We start from the raw sequence: 16,347 nt of genomic DNA on the forward strand, positions 1-16,347 counted from the left end.
TTCCCCCGGCCCCGATATCGAGGAGCGACCATGAGCACAGGACCCCAGGACCCGGATCGTCCCGTCAGCCGTGCACCTGAGGCCGGCTCCGAGCCGGTGCGGCCCGCCGCGGGCGAGAACGTGCCTGCCACCGGCCCCGGCGCGTCCCAGCCGGCCGGCACCCCCTCGTCAGTGCGTCGAGCCGGCGAGCCCGTCGGCGACGACGGCACCGGCTCGCGGCCCGGGGTCACCGCTCCCCAGCAGACCGGCACCGGCAAGCGCGCCGCGGAGGAGCCGTCCCAGGAGCCCGCCGAGACGGTGCCCTCCGGTGGTGGCACGACGGCCGGGCTGTGGATCGCGCTGATCCTCGGCGCCATCGTGCTGGTGCTGCTGCTGATCTTCGTCATCCAGAACAGCGAGACCGCGGCCTTCGAGTACTTCAACGCCCAGTTCGACCTGCCGCTCGGCGTCGCGATGCTGCTCGCGGCGATCGCCGGCGCGCTGGTGATGGCACTGGTCGGATCGGTGCGCATGATCCAGATGAGCTGGACGATCCGCCGCCTGCGCAAGGCACAGGAGAAGATCCATCGTGCGACCCGCTGACGTCGCCCAGCCGACGTCCAGCCACCTCCCAACTCCGGGGAGGACCGTATCGCCATGACCACGACTGCAGACCAGGATTTCGAGGCACGACTGCTCGTCGTCGACGACGAGCCCAATATCCGCGACCTGCTCGCGACGTCGCTGCGCTTCGCCGGCTTCGAGGTGTTCACCGCCGCGACCGGCAACGAGGCGATCCGCGAGGCGACCGACAACCAGCCCGATCTCGTCGTCCTCGACGTGATGCTCCCGGACATGGACGGGTTCACCGTCACCCGCCGACTGCGCGACCGCGGAGAGCAGTACCCGATCCTCTTCCTCACCGCCAAGGACGAGACCCAGGACAAGGTGGCGGGCCTCACGGTCGGCGGCGACGACTACGTCACCAAGCCGTTCAGCCTGGAGGAGGTCGTCGCGCGCATCCGCGCGGTGCTGCGACGCACCCACGGCGGGGCCGACCCCACGGTCGACAGCTCGCTGGTCGTCGGCGACCTCCGCCTGGACGAGGACTCCCACGAGGTCTATCGCGGTGACGTCACCATCGAGCTCTCCCCCACCGAGTTCAAGCTCCTGCGCTACCTGATGCTCAACGCCGGCCGCGTGGTGTCCAAGACGCAGATCCTCGATCACGTGTGGGACTACGACTGGTCCGGCGAGGTGGGCATCGTCGAGTCCTACATCTCGTATCTGCGTCGCAAGATCGACGTGATCGGCGAGCCGATGATCCACACCAAGCGCGGGATTGGCTACGTGCTGCGAGCCGCCGAAGGTTCCTGACGGTTGGCCCTGCCGAGTCCGCGCCCCGACCGGCCCGTGTCCCTGTGGACGCGGATCGTCGCGCTCATCTCCCTGCTGCTGGTCCTCGGCACCGTGCTCACCGGCAGCCTCTCGCTGTTCCTGCTCAACCGCACCCTGATCCAGTCGGTCGACAACAACCTCCACAACGGCATGGGCGAGATGCTCGAGCTGGCCGAGCACGAGCTGGCCGGCAACGACGTCTCCGTCCAGAACAGCCCCTACACCCCGGTCCAGTACGCCGTGGAGGTCCGCGACGAGAACGGGACCCAGGTCAAGAAGGTCGTGATCGACTACGAGGACCGTGACGTCGACATCCCGTTCCCGGACCTGACCGATGAGCAGATCGTCCAGCGCGGCGGCCGGCCGTTCACGGTGGTCGACTCCGCCGAGAACCGGTGGCGCGCGGTGGCGATGCTCAATACCGGCCCGGACAAGGGCAGCGTGTACGTCGCCCTGCCGCTGGACGGCGTGGACCGCACCATGCACGAGATGGCGCTGATCATCGTGCTGGTGGGCACGCTGGTGGTGCTGGTCGGCATGGGGCTCGGCGGCTACATGACCCATCGTTCGCTGGAACCGCTCCAGGACGTGGAATCCACCGCTTCTCAGATCGCCGGCGGCGATCTCTCCCGGCGCGTCCCGGTCACGAGCACCAGCCTGGAGGTGCACGCGCTGGCGGTCTCGCTGAACGAGATGCTGGTGCGGATCGAGCAGTCCTTCGCCGCACAGAAGGCCTCCGAGGAGCACGCCACCCGTTCCGAGGCCAAGATGCGCCGGTTCGTCGGGGACGCCTCCCATGAGCTGCGCACCCCGCTGGCTGCGATCCGCGGATTCGGCGAGCTGTACCGGATGGGTGCCCTGCGCAGCGACGAGGATGTCGCCTCGGCGATGCGCCGCATCGAGGACGAGGCCCGGCGGATGGGGTCGCTGGTGGAGAACCTGCTGCGGCTGGCCCGCCTCGACGAGAACCCGGACCTGCCGATGGAGCCCGTCGACCTGACCGACGCCCTGTTCGACGCCGCCCAGGATCTGCGCGCCCTGGACCCCTCACGGCAGGTCATGGTGACCTCGCTGTCCGGCACGCCGGTCTCCGTCCAGCCGCACCTGTCCATCGGGGTCCTCGGCGACGAGGCCTCACTGCGCCAGGTCATCCTCAACCTCGTGGCCAACGCGAACCGGCACACGCCCAAGGGCACCCCGGTCGAGATCGCGGTGGGCTACACCGAGCGCGGGACGGTGATGATCGAGGTGCGCGACCACGGGCACGGCATCGACGCCGACCACCGCGAGCGGGTCTTCGAGCGCTTCTACCGCACGGACCCCTCACGCGTCCGCTCGGCCACGGAGGGCGGCGGTGCGGGCCTGGGCCTGTCGATCGCCGCGACCATCGTCCAGCAGCACGGCGGCACCATCGGCGTGCACGAGACCCCGGGCGGCGGCTCCACCTTCTGGGTCGAGCTGCCGGCCGCCGAGATCGACGCGGAGCACCGCTCCCAGCCCGATCAGGTCCGGGCCCTGACCGAGCCCGAGGACGGCGAGAGCAGCGTCGGCGGGGCCGACGGGGAGGACGACGAACCGACGGACCAGCGCTAAGACGGACCAGCGCTCGGCGGCGCCGGAGCACCAGAGGACGGGCGGCAGAGGCCGCCGCCGAGACGGACGTCGCCTCGCGCTACCGGGCGGGCTCTGCCTCCGCGGAGACCTGGTCGAAGTGCTCCCAGGGCGTCAGACCGCTTCGGCGGAAGTGGTCCGCCCACGCGCGCCGTTCGGCCCCGTGCAGCTCGTCGGTCGCGACGATCGAGACCACGCCGCCCACCGGAACGTCCACGGGGTCCCCGTCGACGCCGGCGAGGTCCCCCTCGAGCGTGGGCCGGAAGATCACCTCTCCGTGGCGCCAGAGCACGCGGTGGGCGATCCGGGCCCGGACCGGCCCGTCCAGGAAGCGCTCACGCCACTCCGGCGGCGACCAGGCCTCCCCGCGCCCGGCAGCGTCGGCGAGTCGGGCCGTGCGGCGTCCGGACACGCCCTCGAACGCCTCCTCCCACCTCGCGTACCGGCGTCGCGCCTGCGCGGCGAGTTCCTTGTCATCGGTGGCGGCGGACTTCGGCGGTCTCGGGAGCGTCGTGCCGTCGGCATCCCGGAGCGTGACGGTGAGGTCGGGTTCCAGGACCGCCGTGAAGGTCCGCGCTCCGTAGGAGAGGGTCTGCTGCCCGGCGTCGTCGAATCCGAAGTCGGGCATCGCCAGGTCCTCCAGCACGCCGATGTCGAGCCCGCGGTGCTCGGCGGCGCGGAGGACCGCGCGGAACGCCCCGTCGGTGGTCGCCTCGACACCGACGCCGCCGTGGATGGTCAGCAGAGCGCGGATCGCGGCCACGTCGTCGTCGCCGGCGGCGGCGAGCATGTCGAACAGCGCCTGCCGCTGCGCGGCCCGACCGCCGGCGCCGGCGCTGCTGCCCCTGGTGTGGTTCTCGATGTAGTCGACGAGCCTGGGGTAGGAATGGCCGGCGCCGCAGGCGGCCACCAGGGCCAGCAGGCCGGGGCTCTTGGCGGCCCCGCTGCCGCGCTCGGCGCCGAGGTCCTCGGACAGCCAGTGCTCCAGGACGAAGCCCCCGAGCGCGGCGCGATCCGCCGGAGCGATGAGGGCGACGTGTGCGCGCAGGTGGGCGCCCGGCTGCGGGGACGTGCCCCGGTGCGCCTCGAGGACCAGGTGACGGGCGAGGCTCGCATCGATGGGCCCTCCGTCGTCGGCCCAGGTGAGCTCCGGCAGATCGTCGACAGGGAACCATGCCAGCGCGGCGGGCGGCTTCCGTGCCGCGGCCTTCTGTGCGGCGGCGATCACCGCGCTCTTGTCGAGGTTGCGGGTAGGGGGTGAGCCCAGATCGGCCAGGCACTCCACCAGGGTCCCGCGGGTCTCCTCGTCGGTCTCGGTGGCCAGAGCTCGCTGCAGCGTGGGCACGGCGTCCTGCGCAGTGCCGGTGCTCGTGGCGACCGTGACCACCCACTGTGCGGCCGCGGCCCGGCGGCCCGGGACGGGATCGTCCAGGGCCGCGGCCGCTCGCGCGGCGGCGTCCGGGATCGCGGCGAGAAGGCGTCGTGCCGCGTCGCGGTGCGTGGGCGCGCCGTCGAGCGCCAGCGCCCGCACGCGCTGCTCGGCGGCCTCGGGGAGGCGGTCGTGCTCGGCCAGGACGTGGAGGAAGGCGAGGACATCGCGGGACAGGCCGGCGGCGGCGGTCTCGGCGATCTCGAGCAGGGCGTCGAGATAGCGCACGGCGAGGTCGCCCCTCTCGCCTGCCGGGGCGTCATGCCCGAGGCCCTCCCGAGCGGCGTCGCCCTGATGGTCCACGATGGCGCCGGCGATCGCCCGGGCGTCGATCCCGGCATCCTCGGCGAGGGCTGCGAACTCCGTCGCGGTGGGGTGCCCGGTCCGTTCCGCGAGACGTCGCAGGGCCCGGATGCCCGTGCCGCTGACGATCTCCCCGTCGGAGAACAGCAGGCACCCGATCGCGTCCAGGACGCTCATCAGGGCCGCGGGATCCAGATCGAGCTCCCCGAGCTCCGCGACGAAGGCCCGGCGGCCGCGCGGCTTCGGCGGCTCGCCGTGCGGGTCGGGCGGGGTGCCGAGCTCGAGGCGGAAGAACGCGATCTCGAGGTCCTCATGCGGGATGCCGTGCCGATCAGCGATCGCGAGGATCTGCTCGCGGACCTGGGGATCCAGCGGCGCTGTCCAGGTGACCTCGGGCAGGCGCGGGAGATCCGTCGGCGGCGGCAGCCGATGGGCCGGGTCCAGTCGGGCCAGCAGCGCGCCCGCGGCGAAGCGCAGCGAGCTCTCGTCCGCGGCGGCCTCGGACTCGAGGTGGCCGCGGAACAGCGCGAGCGTCTCGTCGCTCAACCGGCCGAGGGCCTGCAGGGTCTCGCCGCGCCGCGGGACGGAACGCTTCCGGCCGTCGGCGGCCAGAGCCGCCTCGCGGTGCCGGGCGACAGCGTCGTCGATCCCCGGCCAGTCCAGCGCCGTCCATGCCCGGTGCCGGGATCTCGGCCCCGGCTGCAGGATCTGCTCCACCAGCGTCGAGGCGGGTCTGCCGTCGGCGGTCAGAAGCCGCTCGATCGTGACATGGTCGGGAGGGTTCCCGCTCGCCTCACGCCGGGGATGGTGGTCGCTGCGCCCGTGGAAGGAGAGCAGCCCGTCGAGCCACTCCAGCCCGTCCAGCGAGCGATCCGGGTACGGACCCCACTTGCTGTCGAGCACCGGGCGTTCGGCGCTGAGCACCTCGGCGAGTCGGAGCGCGACCTGGTCGGGCATCTGCCCGAGGTGGGCGGTGACGGCCCGGCCGGCCTCGACCCGTCCCTCAGCGTGCTCGAGCAGATGGAGGCCACCGCGACCGTGGCGCAGGGGGCTGGAGAACCGCCACTGGCCCGTCAGGAGGTAGGCCTCCACGTCGGCGCGCCGGGGGTGCTCCGCCACGAGTTCCCGGATCGCCTGGTGCCAGGCGGGGACAGAGGATTGCTTGCCGCGGAGCCGTCCGAACCAGTTCGCCACACCGTCGATCCTAGGTGAGAGTTCACCCGGGCGCTGAGCCGGCCTGCGGAGGATGCCCTGCGCAGGCCATGGATCAGGTCTTCCTCAGTGCCCTTCAGGCGCTGGTGACGCCCCGGGGGCGCGCACCGTCGGCCAGGACCTGCCCGACGAACCCCGCGTCCCCCCGCCGGCGCGCGAGCACGTCGAGCTGCTCGAGCATCTCGCGCGCGGCCGCGTGACCCGTCGCGTCGTGCGCCTCGATGCGCGGCGGGGCCGACGGGGCATCCCGCGTCAGACGGTAGGCTCCGGCGCCTGCGTCCTCGACCGGCGGCAACGGGTCGACATGACCGATCGGCCCCACGATGAGATCCCGCGGGACCGGCTCCAGCCCCAGCGCGGCGGCGTGCTCGGCGCTGCGTCGAGCACGGGCGGCGGGCCGGTCCACGAGGGGGATGCGCAGGCCGGAGGCCAGCAGGATCCGCGTCAGCTGCCGGTTGTCGACGAAGCTGATGCCCACCCGTTCCAGGCGCGGCCGGGCGGCTTCGGGCCAGTCGTAGTGGTCGAGGTCGAAGGAGCGCGGGGGCAGCTCGGCCCGCGCGGCGACCGCGTGCAGCTCCTCGAGGGACGTGTCGGAGATCAGGTGGCCCCACAGTGTGCCGTGGCGGGGCCACCTGGGGGTATCGGCGAAGACGGTCATGCGCGAGATCCTTGATGCGTGGTCGAGCCCGCCAGACGGCGCAGCACCCACTCCAGCGGGCCCCGTCGGCCCCGGCGCCGCAGAGCGACGGCGAGCACGATCATCCCCAGCCAGCCCGCCACCACGATCACCGCGGCGCCCGCGGTCCCGAGCCGGGCCCCCAGGTCCAGCGTGTACGGCGGGAACAGGGCGATGAACACCACTGACTGGGCGACGTAGGCGCTCAGGGACACGGCCCCCAGCGATTCGATCCCGCGCACCGCGAGATGGCCCAGCTGCCGCGCCTGCCCCATGCCGATCCCCTCGGAGCGGGTGACGCGGTCGGCGACCAGTGCCGCTGCGGCCGCCGCACCGGCCGCCCCGACCACGCCCGTGTACTGGTGGAGGACGCCGAGGATCCCGAGCGGGAGCTCCGCCTCGAGCAGTCGGTGCGCCGGATCGACGACCAGCACGGTCACCAGCGGCACGGCACCGATCAGTCCGATCCCCAGGCCCCACCGGGCGATCGGGACCAGCAGGTCCCGGTTCGGCGTCACCAGCTCGAGCAGGCGGATCCGCGCTGCGATGGCCCCGATGGCCATCGGGGAGAGCAGTCCGATGTCCGACAGCACAGCGGTGATCATGTCGTAGACCGCCGCGTCAGCGCGCAGGCGCAGGCCGGTGAGATAGTCGGGCGCCGAGGCGGCGGCGTACCCGTCGGCCGAGGAGAGGCCGATGGTGCCGTCCGTCCATCCCCACACCCCGAGCGCCGGCAGCGCGAGGACGGCCGCGATCGGCAGGGCGATGCGGTGCCGGGTCACCAGCAGCACGCAGAACATGCCGACCATCGCGTAGGCGACGAGGATGTCGCCGCTGAACAGCAGCAGAGCGTGGGCCATGCCGATCGCCAGCAGCACCACGTGGCGGCGCAGCATGCGCATCAGGAAGCGCCGGGACGGTTCACCGTGCTCGCGGGAGCGGCGGTACAGGACCCCGATGCCGTAGCCGAACAGCATCGCGAACAGGGGGAAGCCGCGGTTGTCGGCTAGCAGCCCGATCAGCACGTCGGCGATCCGGTCGATCACGGTGGCATCGACCTGTTTCAGCAGCACCGTCCACTGCGAGCCGTGCAGCCAGCCGATGGTGTTGGCCAGGCCGATCCCGAGCAGGGCGAGGCCGCGGGCGAGGTCGGGCCCGCCGGCGCGGCGGGTCAGAGGGACCGAGCCGCTGCCCGCGATCAGCGTCATCAGGGTCGCTCGAGGGGCGTGCCCTGATGGTGGCGCAGCAGCCAGCGGTCCTGCTGTCGGACCCACAGCGAGCTGCGCGCGACCGCGCCCTCCGGCGACGAGGTCGTGTACTGCAGCAGCACCACGCCAGGGGCGATCTCGTCGGCGACGAATGCGTCGGCCTCCACCCTGTCCAGAGGCTCGAGCTGGGCGAGGATCGCGTCGCGGTCATAGCGCCGCCCGCTGGCGCCGATCTCGGTGAACGAGGGGTGCAGCAACTCGGCGGCCTCGTCTGTCGCGGCACGCAGGGTGTCGCTGAGCAGGGCCTGCTCGCGCGCGGTGACCTGCTCGAAGTCGGTGGCGCCGGGCGCGTCGGCGGCGAATCCGGTGGGCTCGGCCCCGGCAGACGCGGGTGCACCGGTCGCCCCGGGGGCGCCGGTTCCGGCATTCGCGGGAGCGGCAGGAGCCGGCCCTGCGCCGTGCTCGTCGAACAGGCTGAAGAGGTCGTCGGCCGCGGCGGCCTCGGCGGGCAGCGTGGGCTCCGTCGGGGCGGCGGCCGCCGGGGAGACGGCCTCCCCCCGGTAACCGGGGCCGATGACCGGGTCCTGGCGCTTGGAGAAGGCGGTCGCGGCGGCGTTGGCACGCTGGTCCGCGGCCTCGTTCAGGGCGTGACCGGCGTGGCCCTTGACCCATTCGAACTCCACGCTGCGACCGGCCAGGGCGCGGTCGATGTCCTGGAGCAGCTCGACGTTCAGCACGGGCTTGCCGTCCTTCTTGCGCCAGCCCTTGCGCTTCCAGCCCGGCATCCACTTGGTCACCGAGTTGATGACGTACTGGCTGTCGCACAGGATCAGCAGGTGCTGGTCGGCATCCACCGCGGTCGACTCCAGCAGGTCCAGGACAGCCTTGAGCTCACCCATGTTGTTGGTGCCGTGGGGCCAGCCCCCGGCGCGCCAGGTGTTCTCGTCGATGTACCAGGCCCACCCGGCGGGGCCTGGATTCCCGAGGGCGGAGCCGTCGGCAGCAGCGGTGATCGTCATGGTCGCCATGGTTCCACAGCGCAGGGACGGGTCCGGGCGCCGGCGGCGGTGACGTGCGCCGTGCCTCGCCGGTCCGCTCACACCATCCGGGCGACGGTCATGCCGGAGGTGACCGGCGGGGCATCCATGGCCGTCATCGCCTCGGGCAGATCCTCCATCGCCAGCACCCGGCCGACGGTCCCCTCGAGGTCGAGCCGTCCCGCCGCGATGTCGGCCAGCAGGTCGCGGTACTCGCTGACCGCGAGTCCGTGGCTGCCGAGGATCGCCAGCTCCTGGCCGATGACCCGGCCCATCGGCAAGGACGGATCAGCATCGACCCCGAGCAGGAGCCCGACCTGGACATGACGGCCCCGCGGCCGCAGCGAGGCGATGGCCGAACGCGCCGTGCCGGCGGAGCCGAGCGCATCCAGCGAGACGTGGGCCCCTCCGCCGGTGGCGTCCCGGACGCGGTCGGCGACGTCGTCCCCGGCAGGGATCGCGGTGGCACCGAGCTCGGCGGCGCGGGCGAGGGCGCCCTCGGAGACGTCGATGGCGACCACGTCGGCCCCGGCGGCGCGGGCGACCATCACGCACGCCAGTCCCAGGCCGCCGCAGCCGTACACGGCGACCGTCTCCCCGGGTGCCACGGCAGCCTGGACGCGGACGGCGTGGTACGCGGTCCCCACCCGGCATCCCAGCCCCGCGGCGAGCACCATGTCGATCTCCGCGGGCAGGGCCACCAGGTTGTGGTCGGCCTCGATCACCACCGCCTGCTCCGCCCACGAGCCGGGCAGGTCGAACCCGGGCTGACGCTGGTGCGGGCACACCTGCGGCGCCCCGGCGAGGCACTGCTCGCACCGTCCGCACGAGAGGATGAACGGTGCCGTCACCCGGTCCCCGGGAGCGAATCCGGTCACCTCGACACCGACCCGCTCGATGACTCCGGCGAACTCGTGACCCGGGATGTGCGGGAGGCCGACGGAGTCGTCGTGCCCCTGCCAGGCGTGCCAGTCGCTGCGGCACACGCCGGTCGCGTGCACGGTGACGACAGCCCCGTGCGGCGGGCACTCGGGATCGGGCACCTCGAGAAGTCGTGGCTGCTGCTGGAAGGCGTCGTAGCGCACTGCTCTCATGGGGACATTCTCCCGCGCTCGCCGGGCCCGCCCTCGCCGTCCGCAGGTTCGGATCGTTTCCGCTGTCATGAGACGTGGATCACCTCTAGGCTGGTCGCATGCCTCCAGTGCCCTCGGGACGACGGTTCCGCGCATGAAGCGCCTCGGCCGATTCCTCGTGCGCGCGGTGGCCTCGCTGGTCGTCCTGGCCCTGCTGGTCCTTGCGGTGCGGGCCGTCAACGGCTGGAGGTTCGACGACGGGGACGCTCCGGATCCGACGGACCTCGCCACCTATGACCTCGAGCAGGACGGGCTCGACATCGAGCACGTCACCGGCGACTACCTGGCCGGATTCCATCTGCTCCCGACCGACGGTCCCGCGGCTGCGGGCGTCGTGGTGACCTTCGGCGGCTCGGACGGCGGCCCGGCGTACGCGCAGGCGGTGCGGATAGCCCAGCAGGGCTATGAGGTGTACTCGCTGTTCTTCTTCGGCCAGGAGAACCAGCAGCCCGCACTGGATCGCGTGCCGCTCGAGTTCTTCGAGGAGGCCACGGATCGCATCGAGCAGACTGCCCGCTCCGCCGGGCCGCTGACCGTGAGCGGCACCTCGAAGGGGGCCGAGCTCGCCCTGCTGCTCGCCGAGCACTACGAACAGATCGACAACGTGGTCCTGTTCGCTCCCACCATGCACGTGAATCAGAGCCTCGTGGTCGGGCGCGAGTCCCATTCCTCGTGGACGCTGGCCGGCGAGGAGGTCCCCTTCCTCTCGTTCCGCTCCGCGAGCGCCGGTGACCTGGTCCACCAGCTGTCCGCCGCCGCGTTCAACTACCCGGTGACCTATCGCTCCACCGACGAGAGCATCATCGAGAACTCCCCTGCGGCGGACGAGGACGCCGCGCGCCTCGACCCTTCAGCCGTCGACGGGGGTCTGCTGGTGTTCGCCGGCGGGGACGACCGCATGTGGCCTGCGGACACCGCCGCGCACGAGATCGGTGAGCTGGTGCCCGAGGCGGAGGTGCACGTCTACCCCGACGCCGGTCACGTGTTCTCCGCCGGCGAGGTCGTGGGCGGGCTGCGCAACGGCGGCACCGTGGAGGCGAATGAGCAGGCCGAGCAGGACAGCGAGGAACGGCTGGCCGAGCGCCTGACCGAGTGGCACCGCTGAGCAGCACGGCTCAGCGCAGCGGCTTCTCGTAGGTGGTCTCGACGTGGCGGCGGGTGAATCCGAGCGCCTCGTACAGACGGGTCGCGCCCGTCAGGCTCTCCGTGTCGACCTCGAGCTCGGCGGTGGTGCAGCCGGCGCGGGATGCGGCGTCGAGGCTGCGGGCGATGACGGCGCGCGCGATGCCCCGGCCGCGGGCCTCCGGTCGGGTGCCGACCAGGGCGATGTGCAGGACTCCGGCGCGGTCCTCCGTGGCGAGGGCATAGCCGAGCACGGCCCCCTCGGCATCGACCGCGATGGTGGACAGCGCCGGCCGGGCGGTGTGCGAGGTGCACAGCGCCCGCCACCGCTCCGGGGTGACCGGGGCCGAGCCCCAGTGATCGGCGAAGGCGGCCACGTGGGCGAGGCGGGTGAGCTCGAGATGGTCCTCCGCCGGCGCGAGCAGCTTCAGGCCGGGGAGCTGACGGGACTCGATGTCGGCGGCGGGCAGGCCGCGCCCCATCGAGAACCAGCTGCGCGCACGGTGGTACCCGCGGCGGTCCAGCACGGGCCGGACATCGGCGCCACCCGCGACCGCGGCGCCGGCACCGTCACCGTCACCGTCACCGTCACCGTCACCGGCCGACGGTTCGGGGTCGCGGCCTCCGGAGACGCGGACGATCGCGTCGGCTCCCGAATGCCGGTCGGCGGCCACCTGGGCCGCACGCTCCTCGCCGCGCTCGAGCAGTGCCGTGCCGAGCCCACGGCGCCGGTATTCGGGGTCGACACCACCGCTGAGCTCGCACCGGGCCCGGCCGTCGCGATCGAGACCGGAGGCGACATCGAGCAGTCCGAAGGCGACCAGTCGCTCCCCGTCGCGCACGGCGAAGCTGTCCGCGCCGAGGTCGTGCCCGGGCATGGAGAGCCAGTCGCGGATGGTCGGCTCCTCCGCCGGCTCCTGACGCTGCTCGGCCGCGTCGATCCGGTTCAGCAATGCGGTCAGGGCGGGGGCGTCATCGAGGGTGAGCGGCGTCCAGGACAGAGCGGCGAGAGTATCGAGGGAGGTCACCGGCGCAGTCTACGAGTGCTGGGCGCGCAAGCGGTCCCGCAGGGCGTCATCGCGCCGGCAGCCGGTACACCGAGACGTGCGAACGGGAGCCACCGGTGAACTCGGAGCGGTCCCAGCCGGCCCACCGGGACTCGAGGGAGAAGCCCGCCAGCTGCGCCATCAGATCCAGCTCGCTGGGCCAGATGTAGCGCTGCGGGGTGCGGTCGATACTGGCCTCGCGGGAGCCGTCGACCGCAGGATCGAAGCGGACGTGGTGGGAGACGAGCTGCTGGGTCAGGGGGTCGATGGTGTCGACCAGCAGGTACCCGGCCTCGGAGACCTCGAGGGTGCCGTCCTTGCCCGGCGCCAGTGAGCGCAGATCCGGCACGCCGAGCTCGATCACGAAGCAGCCGCCGGGCGCGAGGTGCCGGGCGGCGTTGCGGAAGCACTGGACCTGCTGCTCCTGGGTGAGCAGATTCGAGATCGTGTTGAACACGAGATAGGCGAGAGAGAAGCCCTCCCCCGCGCTCGCTGTCGTCATGTCGCCGGCGACGACGGGGATCGTCTGCTCGTCGGCCTTCTCGCGCAGCCGCGCGATCATCGCCTCCGAGAGCTCGAGCCCGACGACCTCGACGCCCGACTCGCGCAGCGGGATCGCGACCCGCCCGGTGCCGACGGCGAACTCGACGGCGCGCCCGCCCGCGGCGAGGTCTCTCAGCATCTCGACCGTCGGCCCGAGCACGTCCGGGGCGAACATGCCCTCGCCGGGGGTGTCGTACCCGGCGGCGGCATGCTCGTCCCACAGACGTGATTGATCGACCATGGACTCATCGTGCGCCGGTGCGAGGCCTCCTGTCGCGGGCATTTCCCCTCAGCGGCCCTCGCGCCGGCACGCGCTCATCGCTGCCGGGAGCCCGGGGCCCGCCACCTCCGGCCGGGCTTCTCGCGGCGGGATCGCGCCCCGTCCGGAGCCGCGGCCGACGTGTCCGGCTCGTCCTGCGTCGGCCCGTTCTCCGTGGCCTCGTACGCTGCGACCTCCTCCTGGATGGCGCGGAGCCGGGCCAGGTCGAGCTTGCGACCGCGGGCGAAGTCGACGATGCCGTTCTTCTCCTGGAACACGTCGGTCATCTGCGTGTAGCAGTAGGCGAACATCAGCGGATCCTCGAGCAGCACGCGGGTCAGTCCCTCGAAGCGCTCGTAGAGCTCCTCCTCGCTGCGGATGCGCTCGCCGTAGCCCCAGGACTGGGCCGCATTGTTCCCGGCCTTCTCGGCCTCGGCCGCCTCTCGGGCCTCCTGCTCGTTCCACCAGATGCCGCCGTACTCGGAGACGAAGTAGGGCTGGCCGGCGTACGGCAGCGAGAAGGCCCCGTCGGCGAAGGGCATCTCGTCGGGGCCGAGATCGTGCCGGTTGACGTGAGGCCTGCCGTCGGCCAGGCCGGCCTGTTCCACGCGGAACCGTTCCGGGTCCTGCTCGTAGGAGTGGGAGTCGTAGATGTCGGCGCCGCGCACGCGGTGGGAATAGCCCGAGGCGTCCAGCACCGGCCGCGTGGGGTCGGCGAGCTTGGTCGCGTCGTACATCGCCTGGGTGACGTCGTCGAGCTGGGTGAAGCGGTCGTGCAGGACCTGGTGGGTCTCGTTCAACGGGCACCAGCCGATGATCGAGGGATGGTTCAGGTCGCGCTGGACGGCCTCGATCCACTGCCCGACGAAATTGGCGGGCGGCTGCTGATTGTCGCCGAGCGGGCCGTAGCCGGAGACACCCCAGTCGCCGAACTCGCCCCAGGTGAGGTAGCCGTGCAGATCGGACCAGAACAGCATCCGCTGCTCGAAGACCTTCTGGTGCAGGCGCGCTCCGTTGAAGCCGGCCTCGAGGGAGAGGCGGATGTCCGTGGTCAGCGCCTCGTCCGCCGGCGCCGTCATGAAGGATTCCTCCCAGTACCCCTGGTCCAGGATCAGGCGCTGGAAGACCTTCGTGCCGTTGATGCGGAACTCATGGCCGCGCAGCGAGGTCGAGCGAAGGCCCGCGTAGGAGCGGACCTCGTCCAGTGCGCCGCCGTCCGCATCCAGCAGTCGCACGGTGAGGGCGTAGAGCTCCGGAGCGCCGGGGCCCCAGATCCGCACAGCGTCCTCGGGGATCGTCAGCTCCAGGTGCGGGGCGAGATCGAGGTCGGCGCGCACCTCCGCCCGGGCGACCTCCTCGCCGCCGGGCACCGAGGCGACGACCTCGAGGCGCGTGCCGGGCGTGGTGCGCGACAGCGGCACGTCGATCGCGAAGCAGCGACCTGCGAGCGAGGGCAGGATCCGCAGCGAACGGATCTCGTCGGCCGGGACGCCCTCGAGCCACACCGTCTGCCAGATGCCGGTGGTGCGGTGGTAATTGGCGTGGGTGGGACGGAACTTGCTGTCCTGCTTGCCGCGCGCCTGGGGGCCCGTGTGCGGGTCGCGGGCGCGCACCACGATCTCGACCTCCGCGCCGGGTTCGGCACCCGGGACGCCGGAGAGGTCGGCGGCGAAGGGGGTGAAGCCGCCGCGGTGGCGGGCCACCTCGACGCCGTTCGCCCACACGGTGGCGTCGTGGTCGACGGCCTCGAAGCGCACGATCGGGCGCAGACCCTGCCAATCGGCGGGAATGGTGACGGTACGGCGGTACCAGACGGCCTCGAGGAAATCTCGGTTGCCGACGCCGGAGGCCGCGGTCTCCGGCGCGAAGGGCACGGTGATCGTGCCCGCGAGCTCCCGCTCGACGAGGCCGCGCTCGCGCCCGGTGTCGCCCTGGTCGATCTCGAACTGCCAGGTGCCGTTGAGGTTCAGCCAGGCGGGGCGTTGCAGCTGAGGCCGGGGGTGCTCGGGCTTCGGGACGTCGGTGGCGGCGGACAGCGGTGCATCGAGCTGCGCGGCGAGTTGATCGGCGCGGGAGAACAGGGAGCTGAGGTGCTCCGGCAGGTCGGGGTTCTGGGCGTTCACGGACAGCTCCTGGGATCGGCGGGGCTCGGCGCTGAGTCACCGGCGCTCTCGAGGCACCGGCACGGATCGTTCAGGTCCCAGTCAAGCGCACCCGCGACGCGCTTGCAACGTGGGAATCAGTAGTGGCCCGGCGGCCGCGTCGAATCGCGCTCGATCAGGCGGTGCGGGATCACGGTCTCGGCCCCGTCCTCGTGCGCCGTGCCCGCCAGGGCTGCGTCCAACGCGGCCGCGATCAGGGCATCGAGGTCCGGGGCCACCGTGGTCAGCGACGGCCGCGACCACGCGGCCTCGGGCACGTCGTCCCAGCCCACGACCGCCACCTCTGCCGGCACTGCCACGCCGCGATCAGCCAGGGCGCTCAGGGCGCCGAGGGCCAGCAGGTCGTTGCCGGCCACGACCGCATCGACGTCGATCGTCTCGGCCAGGACCTCCTGCACCGCGCGGTACCCGGCCTCGCGGGTCCATGAGCTGACAGCGCGGACGAGCTCGGGGTCCCGGGGCAGCCCGGCACTGTCCCTGGCGGCCCGGAACCCCGCGAGCCGGTCCGCGCCGGTGGAGCGCTCGGCGCCTTCGGCGCCGAGGAACAGCAGTCGCCGGTGTCCGCCGCGGGCGAGGTGCCGCACCACCTCGGCCGCGGAGGCGGCGTTGTCGATCGCCACGTGCACCACGTTCGGGGCGGCCGGCAAGGACTCCCCCAGCAGCACCACAGGAGGCCCGGACTCACGCCCGGCCAGGTCCGCCGGATCCAGGGCGGAGGGCGAGATGATGACGGCGTCGACGGGGCGGGCGGTGCGGCCGTGCACGTGGGCGCGCTCGGTCTCGGCGCTGTGCAGGGAGACCTCGACGCTGACGGTATAGCCGCGCTCGCGGGCGGCGGCCTGGGCCCGCTCCGCCAGGCGGGCGAAGTAGGGGTTCTGCAGCTCGGGGACGACCAGCGCGATCGACCGGGTGGGGCCTCCGCGCAGCTCCCGGCCCACGTGGTTGGGCACGTAGCCGAGCTCGTCGATCGCCTCCAGGACCTTCGCGCGGGTCTCGGTCCGGACCACGGGGCGGTCGTTGACGACGTTGGAGACCGTCTTCCACGACACCCCGGCGCGCTGGGCGACGTCCTTGATGCTCACCCTGCGCGCCATTCGCGGACTCCTCCGTCTCCCCGTCGTGAACTGTTCTGGCGACAATACCGGCGTGTTCGCAGCCGATGCCGGAACAGGTGTATGTCACATCCGGTGCGGTGATCGTCCTCCCTGGACAGCGGCGGGTCTAGTGTT

The 16,347-nt window shown here is 72.4% G+C and carries 13 protein-coding genes; 4 read left to right on the plus strand and 9 right to left on the minus strand.

The genetic code is table 11. The annotated features are described in order from the left end of the window. Positions 1-30 precede the first annotated feature (30 nt). Genes AC5020_RS05405 through AC5020_RS05415 form a run of 3 tightly spaced genes read left to right on the plus strand, consistent with a single transcriptional unit; the run spans position 31 to position 2,970 of the window. On the plus strand, positions 31-582 hold the full coding sequence (locus tag AC5020_RS05405) for a LapA family protein (RefSeq protein WP_377016191.1): 552 nt from the start codon (positions 31-33) through the stop codon (positions 580-582). Positions 583-636: 54 nt separating this feature from the next. Continuing rightward, the gene (locus AC5020_RS05410) at positions 637-1,356 is read left to right on the plus strand and encodes a response regulator transcription factor (protein ID WP_377016189.1); all 720 of its coding nucleotides are present in this window, start codon (positions 637-639) and stop codon (positions 1,354-1,356) included. Between the two features lie 3 nt (positions 1,357-1,359). Beyond that, on the plus strand, positions 1,360-2,970 hold the full coding sequence (locus AC5020_RS05415) for a sensor histidine kinase (RefSeq protein WP_464987502.1): 1,611 nt from the start codon (positions 1,360-1,362) through the stop codon (positions 2,968-2,970). A 79-nt stretch (positions 2,971-3,049) separates the two neighbouring features. Here the strand turns inward: AC5020_RS05415 and AC5020_RS05420 are convergent, their stop codons facing one another. The 5 genes from AC5020_RS05420 to AC5020_RS05440 form a co-directional block, all read right to left on the minus strand. Then, a complete protein-coding gene (locus AC5020_RS05420; RefSeq protein WP_464987503.1) occupies positions 3,050-5,914 on the minus strand; it encodes a DUF4132 domain-containing protein in 2,865 nt (954 codons plus the stop codon). Between the two features lie 94 nt (positions 5,915-6,008). After that, complete coding sequence (locus AC5020_RS05425) at positions 6,009-6,590, minus strand: DUF4031 domain-containing protein (protein ID WP_464987504.1); 582 nt, start codon at positions 6,588-6,590, stop codon at positions 6,009-6,011. Next, positions 6,587-7,816: a DUF418 domain-containing protein gene (locus tag AC5020_RS05430; RefSeq protein WP_464987505.1), complete on the minus strand. Its 1,230-nt coding sequence runs from the start codon at positions 7,814-7,816 to the stop codon at positions 6,587-6,589. Before AC5020_RS05430 ends, AC5020_RS05425 begins: the two co-directional genes overlap by 4 nt. Next, positions 7,816-8,835, minus strand: a complete 1,020-nt coding sequence (locus AC5020_RS05435; protein ID WP_464987506.1) for an RNase H family protein — start codon at positions 8,833-8,835, stop codon at positions 7,816-7,818. Before AC5020_RS05435 ends, AC5020_RS05430 begins: the two co-directional genes overlap by 1 nt. 77 nt (positions 8,836-8,912) lie before the next feature. Continuing rightward, positions 8,913-9,947, minus strand: a complete 1,035-nt coding sequence (locus AC5020_RS05440; RefSeq protein WP_464987507.1) for a zinc-dependent alcohol dehydrogenase family protein — start codon at positions 9,945-9,947, stop codon at positions 8,913-8,915. Between the two features lie 133 nt (positions 9,948-10,080). Between AC5020_RS05440 and AC5020_RS05445 the strand changes: the two genes are divergently transcribed. Continuing rightward, positions 10,081-11,091 carry an alpha/beta fold hydrolase gene (locus AC5020_RS05445; RefSeq protein WP_464987508.1) on the plus strand — a complete coding sequence of 337 codons (1,011 nt, stop codon included), beginning with the start codon at positions 10,081-10,083 and terminating at the stop codon, positions 11,089-11,091. A gap of 10 nt (positions 11,092-11,101) precedes the next feature. Here the strand turns inward: AC5020_RS05445 and AC5020_RS05450 are convergent, their stop codons facing one another. The 4 genes from AC5020_RS05450 to AC5020_RS05465 form a co-directional block, all read right to left on the minus strand. Next, positions 11,102-12,136 (minus strand): GNAT family N-acetyltransferase, encoded by a 1,035-nt coding sequence (locus tag AC5020_RS05450; protein WP_464987509.1) that lies wholly within the window; start codon positions 12,134-12,136, stop codon positions 11,102-11,104. Between the two features lie 46 nt (positions 12,137-12,182). Further along, complete coding sequence (locus AC5020_RS05455; RefSeq protein ID WP_377793403.1) at positions 12,183-12,938, minus strand: class I SAM-dependent methyltransferase; 756 nt, start codon at positions 12,936-12,938, stop codon at positions 12,183-12,185. A gap of 74 nt (positions 12,939-13,012) precedes the next feature. After that, a complete protein-coding gene (locus AC5020_RS05460; protein ID WP_464987510.1) occupies positions 13,013-15,079 on the minus strand; it encodes a glycoside hydrolase family 2 protein in 2,067 nt (688 codons plus the stop codon). Positions 15,080-15,195: 116 nt separating this feature from the next. After that, positions 15,196-16,212, minus strand: a complete 1,017-nt coding sequence (locus AC5020_RS05465) for a LacI family DNA-binding transcriptional regulator (RefSeq protein WP_464987511.1) — start codon at positions 16,210-16,212, stop codon at positions 15,196-15,198. Positions 16,213-16,347 lie beyond the last annotated feature (135 nt).

The sequence above is a fragment of the Brachybacterium sp. SYSU DS0246 genome, from assembly GCF_059391765.1.